The sequence below is a fragment of the Allofrancisella inopinata genome (assembly GCF_012222965.1).
Lineage (GTDB): Bacteria > Pseudomonadota > Gammaproteobacteria > Francisellales > Francisellaceae > Francisella > Francisella inopinata.
Window position 1 is genome coordinate 1494279 of sequence record NZ_CP038241.1, and the last position, 20870, is coordinate 1515148.

Here is a 20870-nt window from a genome sequence, read left to right on the forward strand (position 1 = left end):
AAGCTGGCCAAAAGCACTTTTTGTTTATATCATATGCTTATGCACCTATAGCTTAACTGGATAGAGCGTCGCCCTCCGGAGGCGGATGCGGGGGTTCGAGTCCCTCTGGGTGTGCCATACAGAAAGTAAAGGTAAATAAAATGTAAAACGCCATAAATTATTAGGGAATCTTTAGAACACAAATAAGGGCAAATTTTATAAAAGAGTATTTCTTCGAAGCGCTGACTTAGCCTTATCACGGCACATGAATCAACTGTTACCGTTGCTTCCTTCCGGACCTGGCGGGGTTCACAATCTATCATTGCGTGGAAACCAAGTCAGCAGGCTACATATTACTAGAGATAGATTTAAATTACAAGTTCTCATTGCAAATTCCATTATTGCTCATAAATTGGTATTATTTAGCAAAGTGAATTTTTAAATAAATGTTAAACAAATGATCGTCGTAATTTCTCCTGCAAAGAGCCAAAACTTTGAGCCAATAAAAGCAAACTATAATTTTACACAGCCCAAATTTAAGCAAGAAATCAAAGAGTTGATAAATAAGCTCAAACACTATGAAATTGAAGAAATTGAAAAGTTAATGAAAATAAGCCCTAAGTTGGCACAAGAAGTTTTTGACAAGCATAATAGTTTTGAACCAACTAACTTTGATAGCACAAACTCAAAAGCTGCAATATTTACTTTTAATGGTGATGTTTATAAAGGTTTAAATGCTGAAACTTTAGATGAAAAAACTATCAACTACGCCCAAGAACATTTGTTAATATTATCTGGATTATATGGACTCTTACGTCCTCTTGATCTAATGCAAGCATATAGATTAGAAATGGGTACAAAAATCAAAATAGATAACAAAATACTATACAAATACTGGCAAAATAAAATAACTACTCAGTTAAACATTTTTTTTGAAAAGCAAAATGATAAAACCCTTATAAACCTAGCTTCCAATGAGTATTCTCAAGCTATTGATAAAAAGCTTTTAGAGGCTAACTGGCTAGACATAGACTTTAAGGAAAATAAAAATGGCTCTTACAAAACCATAGGCATATACGCAAAAAAAGCTCGTGGATTGATGACTAGATTTATCCTTGAAAATAGAGTCGAGAATATCCAAGATATTAAAAATTTTAAAGTTGAGGGCTACCAATATAATCCTGAATTTTCCCAAGGTAACCTTTTCTGTTTTACTAGATAATTATGAAAATCAAAATTTTATCACTCGGTGAAAAACCTTCTAAGTGGGTAACAGATGGTTTTGAAGAGTACAAAAAGCGCCTCAGTAAAGCTATTCCTCTTGAACTTATAGAGTTACCAATAGCAAAGCGTACTAAAACTGGTAACCCTACTCTGTGGTTAGAACAGGAGGCAAAAACTATACTAAACCGGCTTAATGAAAATGATTATCTAGTCATATTAGATGTTCAATCTAAGATAATATCTACTGAGGAATTAGCTAACAAAATGCAAATTTGGAAACTTAACAATCCAAATATTGTAATCTTAATTGGTGGTCCAGATGGTATTGATCAAAGCATTAAAAATTTAGCTAAAGATAAAATTTCTATTTCAAAAATGACTTTCCCCCATCCTATAGTTAGGATAATAATAGCAGAGCAAATATATAGAGCACACACTATTTTAGAAGGGCATCCATATCATAAATAACAAGTATGCTATTAAAATCTAACAAGTTGAAAACCATTTATTCTCTAGCTTTTCTAAAGCTCATATTATAAAATATTTCCGCTCTTAAGAGGAGATATAACAATAAATCAAAGGAATAAAATATGCGCTTAAAAATGAAAGTAATTTCTACTATAACTTTAGCTTTAATAAGTACAGCAGCGTTTGCTAACTGTAGTACTGAAGAAGTTAACACAGGTTGGACAGCTAGTATCAAATTTAGTTGTGATAGAGATACTGACTTAGTTAAAAACCCTATTAGCTTTAAATTAACTAATGGAGTAAAAGTAAATAGCGTTTGGAACCTAGGTAATACTGACCTAGAGACTAATGGTAGTTCTGTATCTATAACTTCGAAGGATTGGGGTGGTAACCCAACGATTCTAAAAAAAGGAGAATCTGCTACTATACAATTTTCTCCTAGTGCTCCTGATTTTAGTGTTCAAGATTTTAAAGCTGGTTCTGCAGATCCAGTTGATCCAGTTGATCCAGTTGATCCAGTTGATCCAGTTGATCCAGTTGATCCAGTTGATCCAGTTGATCCAGTTGATCCAGTTGATCCAGTTGATCCAGTTGATCCAGTTGATCCAGTTGATCCAGTTGATCCAGTTGATCCAGTTGATCCAGTTGATCCAGGTTCAGAATACCCACAATATTCAGAAGCTACTACATACAAAAGTGGAGATATAGTCAAAAAAGATGGAAAACTTTATAGTTGTAAAGATGGAGTAGCAGCTTGGTGTTCAGGAGCAGCTTGGGCTTATGCTCCAGGTACAGGAAGTGCTTGGTATATGGCTTGGGAAAATTATGACCCTAGCAACCCTGATGATCCAGTTGATCCAGTTGATCCAGTTGATCCAAGTGATGAATATGTAACTACCCAAGCAGAACTAGATGCAAAAGAAGCTGAATTAACTAGTGATCCATTGATGACTGAAATTAAAAACTCGATCCGAACTAGAGATAATAATATTGTCGAAGCAGTTAAAGCTAAAGATCCTAGCAACCCAGAAAACGTAAAAAGAGTTGAGAGTATAATTTCTGAAAAAGATTGGGAGTACATATTTCCTAAACGATCACCAGAATATACTTACGAAAACTTTTTAAAAGCTGTTGCTAAATTCCCAGCTTTCTGTGGAAATTATGATGATGGTAGGGATGCTGATGCTATCTGTCGTAAATCACTAGCTACTATGTTTGCACATTTTACTCAAGAAACTGGTGGACACACAATACACTGGGAAGTTCCAGAATGGCGTCAAGGTCTAGTTCATGTCCGTGAAATGGGGTGGGATGAAAACATGCGTGGTGGCTACAATGGCGAATGTAACCCTGACACTTGGCAAGGGCAAACTTGGCCATGTGGAAAATTTGAAAATGGTGACTTTAAATCATATTTTGGTAGAGGCGCAAAACAGTTGAGCTACAACTATAACTATGGTCCTTTCTCAGAAGCTATGTATGGTGACGTAAGAGTATTATTAGACAATCCAGAATTAGTTGCAGATACATGGTTAAACTTAGCTTCTGCTGTGTTTTTCTTTGTATACCCGCAACCTCCAAAACCTTCTATGCTACACGTAATTGATGGTACATGGAAACCAAACGCTGCTGATAAGACTAACGGATTAACCCCAGGGTTTGGTGTTACAACCCAAATTATCAATGGTGGTGTAGAATGTGGTGGCAGCGTAGAGGTTGCTCAATCTATGAACCGTATCAACTACTATGAGAATTTTGCCAAATACCTGGGTGTAGAAATACCAGCAGATGAAGTATTAGGTTGTAAACTAATGAAACAATTTGATGCTGCAGGCGCTGGTGCTACTAACATTTATTGGGAACAAGACTATAGTTGGGTAGCTAAAAACCCTGAAGGTAAATCTTACGCATGTAAACTAGTAGGTTACCAAACGCCATTCTCAGCTTTCAAAACAGGTGACTACACTAACTGTGTTAAGCATTTCTTTCCAGATATAATTATTAAAAAATAATCTTATACCAATTCCAACATAAATTGTTGCATTTATCACAAAGGAGTTTATGACTAATTTAAGTTTTTGATGTGCAGGCAATAGCAGTAGCTATTGGCAAATATTAAAGGATTAAATTAGGTATGAAATACAAAGTTAGAAAGTAATAATATGTGTGGGAATTGGTATTAAATAACTATTTCTCATTAAGATCAATTTCTGCTTTTGCTCAAAGCAGGGTCATATAAACATCTTTCTAATGTTCTTTGAACTCCAATATTTCATAGCGACATACGCCTTATTTTACAGCGTTTTAAACCAAGAAATAACAAAAATTTGGTCTAAATCTAAATAACCAAAGTTTATATCTTTTATTTAGAAATAGAAAATTCTATTAACTTGTGGTAAAGATATTGAAGGCATTACAACTCCAGTATTTCTCCAATTTGGATTTAGATTTAGATTTGCGTTTGGATTACCATGTACGTATTCTAGTACAACTTGTCCTGCAGGCGCTAAGCCTCTACTAAACCTGATATCAGCAATGTTATTAAAAGGATGCGCTGGATCAAAAGTGGACACCTGGTTAATCTCAAAAGTCTCCTGGTCATTAATATAACCGTCGCCATCTATCAATGGAGCAAATAGACGTAAAATACATGTGGCTCCCCGATAACTTATCCTATAACTAATCTCACTCATATTCTCAAGAGCTATATGAAAAAATCTGCTATTATAATTAATTTGCCCAAGTATGGTATCATAACTTTCCCCACAAGAAACTATCATTGGATTAGAAACACAATCAAAATTAACTCTAAAGTGTGTTTCATACTGACCAGTAACATACTCAGCAACACGATCCAACTCAAAAATATAGCCAATACCGTTATGGTAATATGAAAATGACTCCATAATGACTGCTATTGACAGCATGTTTTGGCTCAAATCAAATGAACCTATACAATACACACTCTCTGTATGGATATCATATATAGTATACTTTCTTTCTACCAGCAGGTTTCTTGCATATGGACTATTTAAATCAGGCAAGTCAACAAAATGTGTATAAGGCCCTCCTGGTATAAGCCTTAACCTATATGTTTGAAAAGGTACAACTCTAAGAGTTTTTTTCTTAACAGGAGGATAAATACCTCCTGATTTCTTATCTCCTCCACCAGGAGGTTGATTAGGGGGAAGACCGCCAACTCCACCTCCTAAAACACTTTTATTTGCTCCAGTGAAATTTGAAGGTAAATGTGCTTTAGCCATGCCTAACATAGAAGCTTTCATGGTGCCTTTCGGTCTAGAAGCTAAAAATGGTGAAAGCGAGAAATTACCAAACACTTGGTTAGGTAATTCACCGTTCATTAATTTAAACTCGTTAATACTCGGATTATAGCTATTTCCAAATTTTTTATTTCTTACTGGGTCTAAGCCTAAATCTACATTTTCTTGATTTAATTGTTTTTTAAGTTTCGCAAACCAAGAAAACATATAAGAGCTATGTGAGTTTACAAACACTATGGTATCAAAATTTTCTTTGATAAAAAAGCATCTTATCTTTCTCTCACTAAGCTTTTTTATTATATCTATAATCTGAGAGTAAGATTCAGCTAAATTATTTAAGCTCCACATTACTAGAGTGTCACCTATTTGAAGACGCTTCATAGCTTTATTTAACCCTTCTATTTTAGGTTCATCCCCAAAAACATAATCCTTATATATATCTTTTTTCTCTACTCCATATTCTCTTAAAGCATTAAATTGTAAATGTTTTTGACTATTTGTATTTCCCAATAAAAAACGTATGTATCCAACTAACATCATAACCAGTCAGTAATTACCAATAAATTATTTTAACATATTTATTATTTTAATAAACTTAATTATAAAATTAAATTTATTTTCATTTATTTATTTTTACTCTTAAAATTTTAAGCATACTATTTATCAACTTGCCCTCTCATCTAATGACTGACTTTCGCTTAATTAATTATACTGAGAATAATTAATATAAACTCAAAACACAAAATAATTACAAATAGTTTAGAAGGTGAACTTACTAGAGGTTATCTACTACTAAGGAACTGTTGAAAGCTTTCAACAGTTCCACTAAACCCTATCAAAAACTCTCCATACCTTATCAAATTTGCCATATATAAAGTAACACGCCTAATCTATATATTTACCTATGCAAATTATTAATAATGATTTAAAAACAGGAAAAACTTATGAAATTAAAAATGAAACTTATTTCGACTGCTATTCTAGCCCTAATAAGTATAGTTTCATATACTGAGGCATATGATATAGAAGGATTTGATAAAAGTAGAGGTATTGATCTTTCAGTATATGAAAATCATGTTGACGAGGGTAGCCAAAGTAATTCAATAACTCCTGTAAATCCAAGTGATAAATACGTTACTACCCAAGCTGCATTAGATGCTAAAGAAGCAGAGTTAACCAATGATCCGAAAATGCTCCAAATAAAAAACTCTATTAGAACTAGAGATAACGAAACTGTTGAGTCTGTCAAAGCTAAAGCTCCTAGCAACCCGGGAAATGTAAAGTTAGTTGAAAAGATAATCTCTGAAGAAAATTGGAATTACCTATTCCCTGATAGGGCTCCTGAATACAGCTATGAAAATTTCCTAAAAGCTGTAGCTAAGTTTCCAGCTTTCTGTGGTAGTTATAATGATGGCAGAGACGCTGAAGCAATATGTCGTAAATCACTAGCTACTATGTTTGTCCACTTTACTCAAGAAACTGGTGGACATAATACTCAATCTAGTATTCCTGAATGGCGTCAAGGTCTAGTTTTCTTACGTGAGTCTGGATTTACTGAAGAATCTAGAGATGGCTATAACCAAGAATGCAATCCAACAACATGGCAAGGTGAAACTTGGCCTTGTGGCAAATTCGAAGATGGCACATTCAAATCATACTTCGGTAGAGGTGCAAAACAACTAAGTAATAACTATAACTATGGTCCTTTCTCACAAGCAATGTTTGGTGATGTGAGAGTATTATTAGATAATCCAGAACTAGTTGCTGATACTTGGTTAAATTTAGCTTCTGCAGTATTCTTCTTTATTTACCCACAACCACCAAAGCCATCTATGCTACATGTAATTGATGGAACATGGGAGCCAAATGCTGCTGATAAAGCTAATGGCTTATTTCCAGGATTTGGTGTAACAACCCAGATCATCAATGGTGGTGTAGAATGTGGAAAAGGTATAGAGGCTCCTCAATCTAAAAACCGTATCAACTATTATGAAAACTTCGCTAAGTACCTTAAAGTAGATATGCCTGCAGATGAGGTTTTTAGTTGTAAAGCCATGAAACCTTTTAATGCTAGTGGTGCTGGAACTATTAACATTTACTGGGAAAAAGATGATAGTTGGGTAGCTGAAAACCCTAAAAATGAATCTTATACATGCAAACTAGTGGGTTACCAAACTCCATTTTCTGCACTTACGCCAGGAGATTACACTAAGTGTGTTAAACACTTCTTTCCTGACATAGTGATTAAATAATAAGACTATAGCTAAATCTTACTTACTGAAGATAGTATTTTTTATACTAACGCTTCTGAAAATACTCTTTAAAAAGCTCCTTATATTTAAGTAATTCTGCGTATGTAAGTAAAAATACACCATCGCCACCTTCACTAAAACTTAACCAAGTAAATGGAATATCTGGACACATCTCCATCAAAGCATACTGACTATTTCCAACCTCAACAATTAAAACCCCATTTTCAGTCATATACTGATCAGCCTCTAGGATAATTCTCTTAGCAAGATCTAAACCATCATCACCAGCTTCTAAAGCAAGCTTTGGCTCATAGTGATATTCTCTAGGCATACTTGCTAGATCCTCTCTATCTACATATGGTGGATTTGAAACTATTACATCAAACTTTTTACCTTGCAAATTATTAAATAAATCTGATTTTATAGCTTTTACTCTATCATTTAACTTATGCTTTGCAATATTATGTCTAGCTACCTCTAAAGCACCATCAGATATATCCACCAAAGTTATATCTGCTTTTTCAAAAACACCTGAACAAGCAATACCGATACAACCACTACCTGTACATAAATCAAGTACTTCACTAACCTCATCAACATCGTTTATCCACGGAGAAAAATCATTACGAATAAGTTCAGCTATAGGTGAACGAGGGATAATCACCCTTTCATCTATATCAAATTCCATATCAGCAAACCATGCTTTTTTAAGGATATATGGTAGTGGTTTACGCTTATATGCTCGCTGGTAAACATAATCTACAATTTTGCTTTTTTCTTCGGTAAGCAACTTTGCACTAATCATGTTACTATCAATGTCGTGAGATATATTTATTGCCGAAAGCACCAAGTGTACAGCTTCATCCCACACAGACTCTGAACCATGACCGAAATAAGCCTTTTGCAAAGTCATCTCTGAAATTGCCCAACGGATATAGTCTCTAATAGAGTGTAAATTTTCTAAAATATCCTTATGTTTTTCTCTGCTAAACATTAACTATCCTTTTTTCCAAGTTGTGCCTGTGGCTGTATCTTCTAATACGATACCTTGTTGTTGTAGCTGGGTTCTTATTTGATCAGCTGTTGTATAATCTTTATCTTTCTTAGCTTGTATACGCTTAGCTATTAACTCTTCTATTTGCTCGATATTCACATCTTCATCACTAGTATGTTTAAAATAATCTTCTACATTTGTAAATAAGATACCCAAAACATCACACAGTTTACGTAATAAAAAAGCATAGCCACTAGCTTTATATTTATTTATTGCCTTAAGGGTATTTATTTCTTTAGCTAATGAAAATAAAACCGCTAATGCTTCTGGGGTATTAAAATCATTATCCATGGCCTTTATAAACTTTTGCTCATACTCACAAGCGTCATCTGGCAAATTAACCTCTATAGGCTCAATATTTCTAAGAGCATTAAATAATCTCTCAACAGAAGCTTTAGCATTGTCTAAGTTTTCCTTTGAATAATTAATCTCACTTCTATAATTAGTCGAAGCTAAGAAATATCTAACAACTTCTGGATGATATTCTTGTAAAACGTCCACTATGGTAAAAAAGTTATTTAACGATTTAGACATTTTTTCAGCATTAACTTTAACCATACCAGAATGTAACCAGTAGTTAGCAAAAGTACATTCATTACAAGCTTCTGACTGAGCAATTTCATTTTCATGATGTGGAAATCTAAGATCAGAGCCACCTGCGTGGATATCAAAAGTCTTTCCTAAAAGTTTTTTTGACATCGCTGAACACTCTATATGCCATCCTGGGCGTCCTGCTCCCCATGGTGAATCCCAAGCTGGCTCACCCTCTTTAGCTGCCTTCCAAAGTACAAAATCGATAGGGTTTTCCTTTTCATCAGTAACCTCAACTCTAGCCCCTTGTTGCAAAGATTCTAGATTCTGCTTACTTAACTTACCATAATCAACAAATTTAGTTACACGATAAAATACATCCTTATTTGCTCCTTGGTAGGCATAGCCTTTTTCTATCAAGACTTCTATCATAGATACCATTTCAGGGATTGTTTCTGTAGCCCTAGGCTCACTAGTAGGGGTAAGGATATTAAGCCTACCAAAAACCTCATGCATAGCTTTTATATTTCTATTTACAAGCTCTACAGTTGACTCATTATTTTGCTTAGCACGAGTAATAATCTTATCATCAATATCTGTAATATTTCTTACTAAAGTTACATCAAACCCACGATATTTAAAGTACCTATTTATAACATCAAACGCAATGTAGGTTCTTGCATGACCAATATGGCAATCATCATATACTGTTACGCCACATGTATACATCTTGATTTTGTTAGGAGTAATTGGCTTAAACTTCTCTTTTTTACCAGATAGGGAATTATAGAAAATCATAAAATAAAAAATACTTTTATAAAAGTTACATTATAAGCTACTAGTATAACTAAATTTGAAGTTTTTTTAAAAAAATTCTCTGTATATAAAGGGTATATTGCAAGCTAGCGTCAGTTAGGTGGGTAGCAACAATGCAATTTAAGAGATTTTTTATTAGCACTACACTACGTTTCTATAGACTAGACCTAAATTAGAGTAAATATCATTTAAAGCTGTTATTTCATCACAATAAGTAGAGCAACCTGTATCTATATAAATCCTACTATTTGAATCACAACTATTATTGATATTACAAGATAAACCGTCTGGCATAGCATATATCTGGCCATTATCATCCCGGAGAATTTGGTAATCTTTTGTATTATCGATAGATATTATACTTAAAGTATTTGTACTAAAGTCATTAATTCGCAAATACTGATCCGTAAATATAAACAAGGCTTCAAATTTAGCTATTATTTTGTTAATGGTTTCGCCAGTGTAATCAACATGTTGACTACCATTAATTGCCTCACCAGCGTAATTATATTGGTAATACTGACTGCCATTAAAGATTATATAATACAAATCAGTATTATTTTTTCTAACTATAACTGGTGTGCCTTCTGAACTAATAGCAAGCTGTGTAGCGCTACTTAAACTATAATTAATAGGGTCATATGTCATAAAATTTTGCCCTTCTTGCACTAAAGGGTTTACAACATCTAAAGTAAATAAATTATCAGGCAAAGCTACTGTCACATTAGAGCTAAGTAAGTCACTAGTTGATCTAAAACTAGCTGGTGAGGTAGCTGTAAATACCTTGGAATTTGCATCGTAAGTGCTTGAATGTACATCTAAGTCATATACATCTTCTCCACCTTCTGACCTAATAACTTTTCTTAGTATCAAAGGTTTAGGAACATCAACACTAGAATCTTGAAACCATTTAGTAAGTACCGTACTTCCACTAACTATCCCACTACCACTAGGCATCACTATTTGTTGCCAACCTGCCAAATCAACTTGTGCTTGAGATGCATTATCCACTAAATTGTCTAAGGTTGTAGAAGATGTATAAGTTTTATCATTATCATAAACAGCTAAAAAAATATTCCAGTTGCCACTTTTAAGGTCCCATCCCACACTAAACTTATAATCACTTATAGATAAATCAGTTGGTACTGTAACACTAGAATCAGTACCGCTAGCTTTTATATCTAATTTGTTGCTATTTTTTTCAATATAACCTATATAAGCTCTTTTATTACTTACAATTTTACCACTATTATCTAACTTATAATTAATAACTAAAGAGTCTTTTATACTATCAGAGTTAACATAAGGCACATTTAAAGGATAAATATTATCACTATACTGAATCATAATATCACCAATTAAGCTATTAAATATAAGATTTTTAGTAGATTCGACAATGCCGTTATAAAAAAATTTGTAAGTAAGGTTACTACTTAACAAATATGGATCAGCCTGATATAGCTCTGCATTTATGTTTTCAAAAGAAAATCCTGGGATAGTAAAGTTATGAGTTGTAAAAAATCTAAAACTTCCTGCTGATTCATCTATCGATTCATCTAAGGTGTTTGCCACGTCGTTTGTTACAAAAATATCATCTATATATCCCTCATCAACATTTATGTTCTCCTCCTTACTCACCAAAGTATTTACTGCAAGTGCACTGATCCTAAAGTTATAAGCAAGAGCAGATATTATTACCATCAATACAAAAGCAAATATAAGGGCGGTTAGCAATGATGAACCCTTTAATTTTTTAGACTTTAGCATATAACTCCTACAGGACTACTACCTTACTAAATGTTTCACCATCAATTGTAAATGATATCTTTAATGCGGGGTAATCTGCCCTTTTAATATCCATATCGGTAGATACTGAACTCCAAGTAATATTACCATTACTTACAGTAGCATACTCTACTTGCAAATCTTTAACTCCTCGTACTAGCTCATATGTATTACCACTAGAATTATTAGTCTTTATGTACACATATAATGAATAAATATTATTACCGTTTGCATCTTGGTCTCCTGTAGCCTTAATATAAAGGATTTCTAAACGGTATATTCCAGCATAATCACCAGCGTAATATATACTATTAGGTGCAGACGCTAATTCGACCGTATTGGTATTACTATCTATACTTGATACTTTAGTTAAGTTAATATCGCTTTTATTACATAAAGCCATGTACACACCTACGGATACATTGTCCAAAGAGTCAAGTTTTAATATTGTTGACAAAATGTTAGTATCTTTAAGTTTAGTATAGCTGTCTTCTTTTTTGACCATTATATAGTTAGTTCCTGGCTGATAACAGTTACTAGTGCAGCTACTTCTTAAAGAAGATTTAATATTGTTACTATCTAATGGTAAAGGGCCTACACGCAATCCCGAATTTCCTAAAAAAAAACTATCTAAAGAGTCCCCTGTTTTATCATAATAAGTTTGACTACTATAACCAAACTTGCATGCAAAGCCAGTATTTTTGATGAAATCATACAAAGTCTTTTTAATAGTTAACTCTTTGACTTCAATAGATAGTTTATCTTTGAAAGAGTTATATTTAGTCTTTGCTGTGTAATAAATAGTTATAACCATAGAAAAAATTATCATAGCAATTACTGTAGAAACTAATAATTCTACTAACGTCAACCCCTTTCTTAACCTTGCTAAGTTTTTCCTAGCATACATTTAATAGATCCTTTTTTCTTCACTCTACTTTAATCTTATTTTGCCTAACTACTTAAACAAGCTCCTATATAATCACCATGACCAAGATGTGCATTTAAAGCAGGAGTTGGTATTGTTAAAGTTTTTTGAGCTTTAGTACCAGGTTTATGGCATATAACTACCTTTGAACTACCATTTGAACTACCATCATTCTCAACTTCATTTAATTTGAATAATCTTTTAGTTACACTAATATTATAATTAGAATTGGTTCCTGTAAAAGTTAGAATACTATCACTTTCTCCGCTATTAGCAAAACCCATCTCTCCAGAGGCACTATCATCAAATGTCCCTGTGATAAAAAAATGGTTAATCCTATCATCTAGCTCACTGTTTAGCTTAACCTTTTTCTCAGCCAAAATAGACCCTGATAAAAGATTACCTATAGCGTAGAATATCGCAAATAACAAAAATATAACTAATGCTGATGTTATTAATACTTCCAATAATGAAAAACCTTTTTTCCTAATCATACTTTTCATCTTTCAATAATCTTTTTCTTAACACTTAGTTAGTAGCAATAAATTCATATAGGTCATCAACCATAAAATAGTAACTTAATATATGAAATGTAAATTTTAATTATACATTACAATTTTTAAAAATAAATAAAAATAAATATTCTGGTGTTATACACTTTAAGTATGAAAAAGTTAGCCAGTAATTATTAACTGGAGTTACGGACTTTTGGGAAAAAGTTAAAGCGAAAAAGTTTTCTATGTGTTAATTTATAATTACATCAACTATGTTATGTTCTAAAAATGAAACAACGTGAATTAGCCAATCTATATACTGAATATTTATTATGTCAAAACTCCCAAGCAAGTGCGACAATGTGTTCAAGTATGTTAGATGAACTAGTAAAGCATGATAGTTTTTCTCGGATGTTAAAAGTTGGTAGTTATGAAAGTAAATATGTCTGGTTAAAAGGTAAAAGTATTTTAAACGCCTACAAAGATAAGCCAAAGATATTATCTATAGACAATACAATAAGTCCTAAATCTGATAGTATGGTCAATGAGGTAGTAAACTGGTTTTATGATCATTCTGTAGGTAGAGCAGTTAAAGGCATCAATCTTATTAGTGCTTTAATCCACGTTGGAGATGCTAATATTCCTGTAGGCTTTGAAGTACAAACTAAGGAAAACTTTGTAGTAGAAAAAGATAAAGCAGGTATGGAGCGCTTAAAGCGTAAAGCACGCTACACAATTAATGAACTGGCAAGAAAACTGATATTGAAAATTATTAAGAATTTCTCTAGTTTTGATTATATAGTAGCTGATAGATATTTTGCTTCTAAAACTAATTTGAAATTCTTTAACAAACATAAACTCTCGTATGTAATAGGTATAGCAAATAATCGTTTAGTTGCTAAGAGTAAAGCTAATGCTCTTGCTGGTAACTACTGTAGGTTAGATGAATTAGGATTGCTAGAAAATGAGGCTATGAAAATTTATTTAAAAGATATAAAATATAGTCTTGTGGTTACTCGCCAAGTCTTCAAAAACGGGGACAATTCAACAGGTGAGATTTATTTAATTACTAATGATCTAAACCTAGAGAGTAACCACATAGAAGATATCTATCAAAAAAGATGGAATATAGAAGTTTATCATCGAAGTATAAAACAAAACGCTAGTCTTGCTAAATCACCTACATCTGTAATTACTACTCAGCTTAACCATATAGGTTTATCTATAGGTGCATTTATTGAACTTGAAAAACTAAAACTTGCTTCAAATAAAAATCACTATGCGTTGAAAAGGAAAATGTTAATCGCCGCCAATCAAGCGAGTCATAGGGAAATTATAAAAATGAAAAAAATACTCAAAATGACTGCTTAAATTTAAAAGTCCGTAACTCCAGTTATTAATGATAAGTAGTACACCTATCATGAGACTAATAATTAAGCAAAATGATGCTACATTTTACTCAAAAGAGTTAATAGTCTTAACAGATAAATCTATAAAGCCAGCTTATACTTTTCATATTCAGCTGTAATTGAGCCTTCTGGTTTTGAAGTTACTAAACTAAAGGTAACTATACAAATACAACTAAGCGCAAACGCAGGGACCATCTCATAAATCTCAAACCATCCCCCAAAAGTTTTAAACAGTGGCCATATCAAAACCATAAACGCCCCTGAAATAATCCCAGCTATAGCACCATACTTATTCATTCTTGACCAAAATAATGAAAATATTACTACAGCGCCAAAAGAACTACCTAAGCCAGCCCAAGCATAGCTAACTAGATTTAATATACTACTCTCTGGATTATAAGAGATAATAATCGCTAATATAGTTACCGCTAAAACAGTCAATCTACTTACATTCAGCTGCTCGGTATGCGAGGCTTTTTTCCTAAAAAATTTAGCATACACATCCACAGAAAAAGCACTAGATAAAGACAATAATTGAGCCGAAGCAGTACTCATAACAGCTGAAAGCACTGCTGCGAGTAAGACCCCTTCTATCCAAGGATTAAAAAACACCGCTGATAACCTAAGAAAAACTGATTCTGGGTTTATTTTTTCTGCTTGATAATAAGCAGCTCCTAATACACCAATACAAGCAGCGCCTACGAGTGCAGCTATCATCCATGACATACATATCCACATTGCTTTAGAAGTTTTATTTGGGTCTTTTATAGCCATAAACCTAACAATAATATGTGGTTGACCAAAATATCCTAAACCCCAAGCTAATAGAGATACTATTGTAATAATAGGAACACCAGCAGTAATATCATAAAATCCAGATATATTTATATTTGAAAGAGCACTCATAATATCTGCTTCACCAAAATTACTAAATACAACTATTGGTACCACTAAAAGAGCAAATAGCATTAAAGTTCCTTGAAAAAAATCTATCCAAGATATAGCCAAAAAACCGCCCACGCATGTATAAACAAACATTATTGAAGCAGTAAGAAGCAAAGCCTGATGGTATGAAATACCAAACATAGAGCCAAACAATACTCCTCCGGATACAAAACCTGCTCCAACGTAAATCGTGAAAAACATTACTATAACTATAGCTGTAACAGAACGAAGTATTCCTTTATCATCATGAAACCTATTTTCGAAATAAGCAGGTATTGTAATCGAATCTTTTACTATTTCAGTGTATATCCTTAATCTTTTAGCTATAACACCCCAATTTATAAAAGCTCCTATAGTTAATCCTAAAGGTAACCATATTTGGTTAAAACCATACATCATAAAAGCACCAGGTAAAGCTAATAATAGCCAAGAGCCCATATCAGAAGCACCAGCTCCCAATGCTGCTATCGGGGCGCTTAAGGATCTACCTCCAAGCATATAATCAGAAACTTTTTTTGTTTGAAAATACGAATAAATACCTATAGCAAATATAATAACTATGTAAACAATAAAAGTTACCCAAAGTATTTGTGTATTATTCATCAAGAGCCTCTAATTAATTATCATACCTGGTTAAAAATTAACATTTTAGAAGGCTTTTGGGAACCCAATCTAGTAAAATTTACACCATATAATGCCCAAACTGGTTTTACTAAAAATAAAAATAAAAAAGAAACAAAAAAATATTAAGACATGAACTTCTCAACACCGTCTTTAAAGTCAAAACTGTGTTCAGCTGTTATATGGCGCACTGTTCTTGTTGTTGAGCGCATAACTACGCTATGAGTTACAGCAAATGAGCCTCTGCGAGAACTGTTTATTCTCTTAACACCTTTCAGCATATTACCATCCGTAACTCCTGTTGCAGCAAATATAATATTTCCTGACGCCAAATCATCTATATCATACTTTTTATTAAGGTCTGTTATACCCCATTTATAAGCTCTTCTAATTTCTTCATCATTATTAAATACTAACCGTGCTTGCATCTGCCCACCCAGGCATTTCAAGGCTGCAGCTGCTAAAACTCCTTCTGGAGCTCCACCTGTACCTATATATACGTCTATTCCAGATCCTTCCGTAGCTGTTGAAATAACTGCTGAAACATCACCATCATCTATCAATATAACCCTAGCTCCACACGCTCTTGCTTCTTTAATAATATCAGCATGCCTTGGCCTATCCATAGTACAAACAACCAACGCTGATAAATGAACGCCTTTATATTCTGCTATCCGTTTAAGATTTTCTGTAACAGAATCATCTAAATCTACTATCCCTTTAGGAGCTGTTATACCTCCAACTGCTATTTTTTGCATGTATACATCAGGAGCATTCAAAAAACCTCCTTCATCAGCCATAGCTAAAACTGTAAGAGCATTTGGCCCACCTTTTGACGTGATAGTTGTCCCTTCTAGGGGGTCTAGAGCTATATCCACCTTTGGTCCACCTCTACCTACCTTTTCACCTATGTATAGCATAGGCGCCTCATCTAGCTCTCCTTCACCGATAACAACTGTACCATCAACATCTACTTCATTAAGGGCGTTTCTCATAGCATCAACAGCAGCTTGATCTGCTGCTATTTTATCTCCTCTACCCATTTGACTCCATGATGCTAAAGCTGCCAACTCTGTTACTCTAACCGCCTCAAGAGCTACTTTTCTATTCATTTACAGATCCTTTTTTAATTATTTTACAGTTACAACTCACTCAAAATAGGAGATATAAAATTTTCTATATTTTTCTTCAAATCAGTTAGTTTACCATGAAAAAAATGTCCAACTTGATTCATTTTGAGCATCACAAGATCAGACTTCACCTTATTAATAGCAAAATCAAAAACGGATTTTGGATTAACAACGTCATCGTCTACTCCTTGAACTAAAAACCAAGGTAAATTTGGTTCTGGATATTTTGACAAATTAAATCTATCTACAGCTGGAGCTATCGTAATTAAAGATACTACATTATCTAGTTTGCTTACGCCCTTGTATGCTATAGCTCCACCAAAAGAAAAACCACATAAAATTATTTTTTTAACATTTGTATTTTGCTCTATCCACTTACAAACCACAAGCAAATCTTCAAGTTCGCCTAAACCCTCACCATATTCACCCTGGCTATCCCCTACACCTCTGTAGTTAAACCTATATGATTCTATTTTAAAAGTTTTCATGGCTCTAGAGATGGTAGTAACTACTTTGTTATGCATACTACCTTGGTATAAGGGATGAGGATGACATATAACCGCTACAATATCCTCTCTAGCCTCTTTGACTTTATCATGAGCTACTTCTATACGGCCTTGTTTACCCTCAATAAAAAATGTATTCATAAGTCTATCTATAATTGAGATGTCAGATCACAATCCTCTAATTTTATCAGTTTTGTCTTTTTAATAAACTTATATGCTAAATATAATACCACAAATGCTATAAATCCAATGTAGGTCGAAAAAAACTCTATACTAACTCCAAGCCAGCTCTTACTAGGGTTTATAAAGATATTTATACCTTGCCCAAGGATAATTGTACTTACAAGAGCTAAGGCAATCAAAGGTGCCCACGGGAAAAACTTCGCCACAAAAGGTAAATCCTTTAAGCTTTTACCTTGTTTTATATATGCTCTTCTAAACCTATAATGACTAATTGCTATACTAAACCATGCCAAAAAACCAGCAAGACTAGAAATATTTACTAACCAATTAAATATACCCTTACTTCCCACGAAGTACACTAAAAAAAATGAACTACCTATCAAAGATGTAGCAAGTAACGCCATCATTGGCGTACCTTTAGAATTAGTAATTGCAAAGGTTCTAGGAGCATGGTTGATCTTACCCAAATGCCATAAAACTCTAGTAGCACTATACATACTAGAATTACAAGCTGATAATATCGCCGTTAAAATCACAACATTCATTATAGTAGCTGCTGATGATAACCCAACAGCTTTAAAAACTATAGTAAATGGACTCATAGAAATATCACTATGAGACTCATTAGCTACACTTACTAGATTAGGATCATTATACGGGATCAAGAAACTAATAATTATCACCGCAAAAATATAAAAGATAACCAAACGCCAAAATGTTTGTTTTATTGCCTTAGGCACAGAAGTTTTAGGATCTTTTGCCTCTCCTGCTGTTACACCGACAAGCTCACTACCCTGAAAAGAAAAACCTGCTATCATAAACACAGCCATAAATCCAAAAAAGCCGTTATGAAAAGGAGCGTCTCCTATATGCCAATTATTAAAACCAACATTTGTATGATTTCCAACTAAACCAAATATTGATAATCCTCCAACAATGATAAATATAATAACAGTAGACACCTTTATAAAAGAAAACCAATATTCAACTTCACCATACACTCTCACTGAAAACAAATTTAAGCAAAAAACAATTAAGAAAAAAAAGGAACTCCATAACAATATAGAAGTATCAGGAAACCAATATTGAATAATTATTGCTGCAGCAATAACCTCTGTAGCAACAGTAATTGCCCAATTAAACCAATAGCTCCAACCTGTACTAAACCCAAGTGCAGGATCCACGTATTTTGTAGTATACTCACAAAAAGTACCTGCAACTGGATTATAAGCTGCCATCTCACCCAAACTTGCCATTAAAAAATATACCATAATCGCTATTATGGTATATGCTAAAACAGTTCCACCAGGTCCGGCATCAGCTATAGCTCCACCTAAAGCTAAAAATAATCCCGTACCAAGGCAGCCACCTAAGGCTATCATTGACATATGACGGCTTTGTAAATTACGACTAAGACTTTCTGACATTTATATTTTTCTCCTTAAACTACATATGTAGCTTTTAAGCTTTATTACAAAAATAAAACTATAAAATTTACTTGCCCTATTTAGGCATCAGTTTGTAAGGGAATTATTAGGTAAAAATAACATGAGAAAAGAAAGCAAGGTTGAAAGTTTTTACCTTCTTTCTAAATATTCCAAACCTCTGCCATAAAAATAAAACCTAAATCCATCCTATACACTCATTTTTTATTTACTAACTTCATTATGTCTATTAACACTCAATAAATCAATTATATTTTTTGTTTAAAGGTTAATTTACAGCCATGAAGAAACTCCCACATAAAAGAATTTGTAAATCGCATATTGTAAAAACTTATACCCTGTCATTTGGCATCCGTCTTTCTGTCCCCTGAACGATATATAATCCAATATACCACCCATGTGCATATATAGACAAATATCCCACAAAACACCACATCACTAAAGAAATGCCCACCTTGTGCGATTCTCATTAAACCTAACCCCCCACCAGCAAATACTGCTGCAGCAAATACTAAGGCTTTCTTTTTCCTAGAAACTAACAAAGGCATAAAGGCAAATAGCCAAAAACCCATCGAAGCATCACCACAAACAAAAGAACAGTTTTTATTACATTGTGAAGATATTACAAACGGTTTTTGAAAAACCTTATCACCGTTAAACTCTTGCACCATTTCAGGCCTGGGCCTGCCCCAATGATCTTTGAATATATAATTAACAACCAAACCAGGGCCAACCCATAAACAAACAACTATAAAGAATACTTCTTTTCTATACTTAACTTGCAAAGCCTTAATAAATAAAGAGCCAAGCAGAAATAAAATTACTACAACAGAAAAAATAATAGGAAAAAATCTAGCAAAAAGATGCAAAAATCCTAAAAAACCGTCATACCTACCGATAAACTCTTGTGTTGAGTAATTATAAAAATAGCCAGCTATAGTTATATCTAAGTTAGGGAAAATTAAAAAAAACACCCAAGCAATAAAACAGACAACAACACCTAACGCTATATGAAATCTTATCAAAACAGCTCCTTAACAATCTCGATTTTATAAGTTTACTTACACATAAACCAAAGACTCTAACATTTTTAAGCTTTTTTTTGCTAGAATACTTATTAGTTTAATTTATTATTTTAGTTTTTAATTTTATACAAAAATATGACAGATAGTAAGCTTAAAAAAACAAATCATGCGACTGGACGGCTTAAAATAACCCTTATAGTCATTCTAACTGCCACTGTAATATATTTATTTATAGCACTTTTTAGTTACAATATAAATGACCCGGGTTGGAGTAGTGTCTCTTCAGAGCCTTATATTAAAAACTACGCTGGTCCAGTAGGTGCATACGTTGCTAGTATTATTTTATCAATATTTGGTATTATTGGTTTCATACTACCATTTTTACTTATTGATTGCATTAGGATCCTTCTGTTAAAAAAACCTAGTCAAATTCCTAATTACATCATGGCTGTGATAAAAGCATTGGGAATAATCGCATTTATACTAGCCTGCGATGGGCTTGCTGAATTATACTTAGGCTTTGCTAACTACTGGATGCCTCAACGCTCTGGTGGAATCATCGGCTACGAAGTTGTTAAGTTTACAACTAAGTACCTAGGTACAGTTGGTGGAGCATTTGCTCTACTAATTACACTCTTTGTAGGGCTAACACTTTATTGTGGAACCACATGGATTCATTTGACTAAAACTATAATCCTCTCTTTAACAAAAGGTATTAGGTATATTACTAAACCTAGATCTAATAATTATAAAATATCAGATCCAAGTGATTTTAACGAATTTAATACACAACAAAC

General features: G+C 33.3%; 16 protein-coding genes, 1 tRNA gene, 1 other RNA gene and 1 pseudogene. 7 read left to right on the forward strand and 12 right to left on the reverse strand.

Annotation, left to right across the window (positions count from 1 at the left end; all coding sequences use genetic code 11):
• The first annotated feature begins 41 nt into the window (after positions 1 to 41).
• Positions 42 to 117 (forward strand) — tRNA-Arg (locus E4K63_RS06840).
• 104 nt (positions 118 to 221) lie between these two features.
• Here the strand turns inward: E4K63_RS06840 and ffs are convergent.
• Positions 222 to 318: signal recognition particle sRNA small type (gene ffs / locus E4K63_RS06845), an RNA gene on the reverse strand.
• Positions 319 to 436: 118 nt separating this feature from the next.
• Between ffs and yaaA the strand changes: the two genes are divergently transcribed.
• From yaaA to E4K63_RS06860, 3 genes are all read left to right on the forward strand, one after another.
• Complete coding sequence (gene yaaA / locus E4K63_RS06850; RefSeq protein WP_133941998.1) at positions 437 to 1201, forward strand: peroxide stress protein YaaA; 765 nt, start codon at positions 437 to 439, stop codon at positions 1199 to 1201.
• Between the two features lie 2 nt (positions 1202 to 1203).
• Complete coding sequence (rlmH, locus tag E4K63_RS06855) at positions 1204 to 1671, forward strand: 23S rRNA (pseudouridine(1915)-N(3))-methyltransferase RlmH (protein WP_133941996.1); 468 nt, start codon at positions 1204 to 1206, stop codon at positions 1669 to 1671.
• Positions 1672 to 1793: 122 nt separating this feature from the next.
• A complete protein-coding gene (locus E4K63_RS06860; protein ID WP_179965699.1) occupies positions 1794 to 3683 on the forward strand; it encodes a glycoside hydrolase family 19 protein in 1890 nt (629 codons plus the stop codon).
• Positions 3684 to 4037: 354 nt separating this feature from the next.
• On the opposite strand, the gene E4K63_RS06865 is transcribed toward E4K63_RS06860, so the two are convergent.
• A complete protein-coding gene (locus E4K63_RS06865; RefSeq protein ID WP_133941994.1) occupies positions 4038 to 5492 on the reverse strand; it encodes a recombinase family protein in 1455 nt (484 codons plus the stop codon).
• A 404-nt stretch (positions 5493 to 5896) separates the two neighbouring features.
• Between E4K63_RS06865 and E4K63_RS06870 the strand changes: the two genes are divergently transcribed.
• Complete coding sequence (locus tag E4K63_RS06870) at positions 5897 to 7204, forward strand: chitinase (RefSeq protein ID WP_133941992.1); 1308 nt, start codon at positions 5897 to 5899, stop codon at positions 7202 to 7204.
• A gap of 46 nt (positions 7205 to 7250) precedes the next feature.
• Here E4K63_RS06870 and prmB read toward each other — a convergent pair whose 3' ends face one another.
• The 5 genes from prmB to E4K63_RS06895 all read right to left on the reverse strand — a co-directional run bounded on the left by prmB (position 7251) and on the right by E4K63_RS06895 (position 12809).
• Complete coding sequence (gene prmB / locus E4K63_RS06875) at positions 7251 to 8198, reverse strand: 50S ribosomal protein L3 N(5)-glutamine methyltransferase (protein WP_133941990.1); 948 nt, start codon at positions 8196 to 8198, stop codon at positions 7251 to 7253.
• A 3-nt stretch (positions 8199 to 8201) separates the two neighbouring features.
• A complete protein-coding gene (gene cysS / locus E4K63_RS06880; protein ID WP_133941988.1) occupies positions 8202 to 9587 on the reverse strand; it encodes a cysteine--tRNA ligase in 1386 nt (461 codons plus the stop codon).
• A gap of 159 nt (positions 9588 to 9746) precedes the next feature.
• A complete protein-coding gene (locus E4K63_RS06885; RefSeq protein ID WP_133941987.1) occupies positions 9747 to 11372 on the reverse strand; it encodes a hypothetical protein in 1626 nt (541 codons plus the stop codon).
• 7 nt (positions 11373 to 11379) lie between these two features.
• Positions 11380 to 12297: a prepilin-type N-terminal cleavage/methylation domain-containing protein gene (locus tag E4K63_RS06890; protein ID WP_133941985.1), complete on the reverse strand. Its 918-nt coding sequence runs from the start codon at positions 12295 to 12297 to the stop codon at positions 11380 to 11382.
• Between the two features lie 44 nt (positions 12298 to 12341).
• On the reverse strand, positions 12342 to 12809 hold the full coding sequence (locus tag E4K63_RS06895) for a PulJ/GspJ family protein (protein ID WP_133941983.1): 468 nt from the start codon (positions 12807 to 12809) through the stop codon (positions 12342 to 12344).
• Between the two features lie 288 nt (positions 12810 to 13097).
• On the opposite strand from E4K63_RS06895, the gene E4K63_RS06900 reads away from it, so the two are divergent.
• Entirely contained in the window at positions 13098 to 14180 is a 1083-nt protein-coding gene (locus E4K63_RS06900; RefSeq protein WP_179965672.1) for an IS701 family transposase, read from the forward strand.
• A 119-nt stretch (positions 14181 to 14299) separates the two neighbouring features.
• On the opposite strand, the gene putP is transcribed toward E4K63_RS06900, so the two are convergent.
• From putP to lpxF, 5 genes are all read right to left on the reverse strand, one after another.
• Positions 14300 to 15766 carry a sodium/proline symporter PutP gene (putP, locus tag E4K63_RS06905; RefSeq protein WP_133941864.1) on the reverse strand — a complete coding sequence of 489 codons (1467 nt, stop codon included), beginning with the start codon at positions 15764 to 15766 and terminating at the stop codon, positions 14300 to 14302.
• A 143-nt stretch (positions 15767 to 15909) separates the two neighbouring features.
• The gene (gene glpX / locus E4K63_RS06910) at positions 15910 to 16896 is read right to left on the reverse strand and encodes a class II fructose-bisphosphatase (RefSeq protein WP_133941866.1); all 987 of its coding nucleotides are present in this window, start codon (positions 16894 to 16896) and stop codon (positions 15910 to 15912) included.
• 29 nt (positions 16897 to 16925) lie between these two features.
• Positions 16926 to 17561, reverse strand: a complete 636-nt coding sequence (locus E4K63_RS06915) for an alpha/beta hydrolase (protein ID WP_133941868.1) — start codon at positions 17559 to 17561, stop codon at positions 16926 to 16928.
• Between the two features lie 8 nt (positions 17562 to 17569).
• Positions 17570 to 19030: an amino acid permease gene (locus tag E4K63_RS06920; RefSeq protein WP_133941870.1), complete on the reverse strand. Its 1461-nt coding sequence runs from the start codon at positions 19028 to 19030 to the stop codon at positions 17570 to 17572.
• 359 nt (positions 19031 to 19389) lie between these two features.
• Entirely contained in the window at positions 19390 to 20073 is a 684-nt protein-coding gene (gene lpxF, locus E4K63_RS06925; RefSeq protein WP_133941872.1) for a lipid A 4'-phosphatase LpxF, read from the reverse strand.
• Between the two features lie 135 nt (positions 20074 to 20208).
• Here lpxF and E4K63_RS08405 point away from each other — a divergent pair.
• A pseudogene (locus E4K63_RS08405) lies at positions 20209 to 20817 on the forward strand (DNA translocase FtsK 4TM domain-containing protein); the annotation flags it as partial.
• Positions 20818 to 20870 lie beyond the last annotated feature (53 nt).